Origin of the sequence: Phaeovulum sp., assembly GCF_041596715.1 — a bacterium.
In the GTDB taxonomy this organism is placed as follows: Bacteria; Pseudomonadota; Alphaproteobacteria; order Rhodobacterales; family Rhodobacteraceae; genus UBA6213.
The window spans coordinates 1-1,754 of sequence record NZ_JBFHIA010000383.1; the positions used below are offsets into that span (position 1 = coordinate 1).

Sequence of the window (1,754 nt, forward strand, 5' to 3'; positions counted from 1 at the left end):
CCCCCATTACATGGAGCGCACCCGCCCCAATGGCCGCACGATCTCGGTAGAAGGTTCGCCGCTGTCGCAGGGTGGCTGGGTGACAGTTTACACCGACATCACCGAGATCAAGCGTCAGGAAGGGATGCTGCGCGCCCATTCGGCCGAGCTTTCAGGCCAGCTTTTGGCGCATGCCGAAAGGCTGGCGCAAGCCAACCGCGAGCTTGCCTCGACCAACGCAGCACTAGAGGAAGCCAAGCGCGAGTTGACCGAGATCGAGGCGCGCACCCGGCAGGTGACCGAAATGATGCCCGCTCATATCGCGCATCTGGACAGAAGCTATCGTTACACATTCTCGAACCGGCGTTTGTCTACGGTGATGCCGGGCAGTCATTCTGAAATCGTCGGCATGTCGGTTGCCGAGGCGCTGGGTCAGGAAACTTTTGCGCGGATTCTGCCAGAGCTTTCGCGTGCCTTGGCCGGTGAGCCGATGGCGTTCGAGATTACCCATACCCCCTCAGGGCGGCGCGTTCGCGTTGCGCTGACACCGGATCGCGGCAGCGATGGCGCGGTGAGCGGCGTCTATGTGCTTTCGACCGATGTCACGCACGAAGCGCAGGCCCGCGCGGCGCTTGCACAAAGCTCGAAGCGCGAACTTGCGGCGCAGCTTACCTCGGGGCTGGCGCATGACTTTGCCAACCTGCTGACGATCATCATGGGTTTGCAGGGGCGGATCGAGCGGATGGAGGGCCTGCCAGACGAGGCCGCCGAGGCGGTGAACGCCACACTGGCCGCAGCGCGCCGGGGCGGCACGCTACTAGACCGAATCGCGGCCATTTCTGGCCCGCGCGAGTTGCGCCCGCAGCCGCTTGTCATGGCCTCTTTTCTGGCCGACCTGGTGGCAATGGCGCGCCCATCGCTTGGCGATGAAGTGACGTTGGAGACCGTGGTCGAAGGGTTGGCGGAACCCTTGCTGCTAGACCCCGGCACGTTGCAAGACAGCCTGTTGAACCTGATCCTGAACGCGCGTGATGCGATTGGCGCTGAACCCGGCCAGATCACGCTGCACGCAAAGGCGGTGCGTGACACTTGGGTCGAGCTAGCAGTCAGCGACAGCGGGCGCGGTTTCACCCCCGAGGCGCTGGAGCGCGGGCTTGACCCGTTTTTCACCACCAAGGGGGGCGAAGGCTCTGGGCTTGGCCTGTCGATGGTTTATGATCAGACCAAGCTTGCAGGCGGGGCGGTAAGGCTTGAAAACCGCGTCGAGGGCGGCGCGCGGGTCACGCTGCGGTTGCCGCTGCGCCTTGCCGCGGCAGCCACCGCCGAGCCGCAACTTGTGCTGCTGGTCGAGGACAGCGACGAGATTCGCGCCGGGGTGCGCGAAATGCTGCGCGGCATGGGCCATTCGGTGATCGAGGCGGCCAGCGCCGCCGAAGCGCGCGAGTTGGCCGAGTTGCCCGGCATCGGGCTGGTGCTATCCGACATTCATCTTGCCGGGTCAGAATCGGGCGTCGCTCTGGCGCACGCATTGATGGCGCGCAAACCTGGCTTGCCGCTGCTTTTGATGAGCTCTCTGCCCGAAGGCCATGCGCTGCGCAGTGCGGCACCCTGCCCGGTGCTTTCGAAACCCATCACCGAGGCCGCGCTGCTGGCCCGTCTTGGTGCCGGAGGTGCCACATGAAACCACCGCATGTCGCAATTCTCGATGACGAACCCGAGGTGCGCCGCATGTTGTCGGATGCGCTGGAAGAAGCCGGGTTTCGCACCACCTCTTA

1 protein-coding gene and 1 pseudogene are annotated in these 1,754 nt (G+C 64.6%); both read left to right on the top strand.

Features of this window, described 5'->3' with window-relative positions:
* On the top strand, positions 1 to 1,660 hold a 1,660-nt coding region (locus ABY403_RS16285; RefSeq protein ID WP_372841859.1), incomplete at its 5' end, for an ATP-binding protein.
* A pseudogene (locus tag ABY403_RS16290) lies at positions 1,657 to 1,754 on the top strand (DNA-binding response regulator); the annotation flags it as partial. The gene ABY403_RS16285 and the pseudogene ABY403_RS16290, both read left to right, overlap by 4 nt.